The following is a 202-nucleotide window of genomic DNA, read 5'->3' as shown; positions in this document are numbered from 1 at the left end:
ACCATCGGCGCTAGAGAGCTTAACTTCCGTGTTCGGTATGGGAACGGGTGTGACCTCTCTGCCATCATTACCAGACTTTTATCATTATAAACATTTCTTTCGAAATGTCAAGAAGAAATTTTAATGCATATTCCTTCAAAACTAGATAACATTGCTACATATTATATGGTTAAGTCCTCGATCTATTAGTATTCGTCAGCTC

The 202-nt window shown here is 37.6% G+C and carries 1 rRNA gene; it reads right to left on the bottom strand.

Going from position 1 to position 202, the window contains the following annotated elements:
* Positions 1–75 (bottom strand): 5S ribosomal RNA (rrf, locus tag HFD78_RS29345); the annotation flags it as partial.
* Between the last annotated feature and the right edge of the window lie 127 nt (positions 76–202).

This window comes from Bacillus sp. EKM501B (assembly GCF_011800505.1).
GTDB classification, from domain to species: domain Bacteria; phylum Bacillota; class Bacilli; order Bacillales; family Bacillaceae_G; genus Bacillus_A; species Bacillus_A cereus.
Note: the sequence above shows the minus strand (reverse complement) of the source record. Positions and strands in the feature narration are given on the sequence as shown.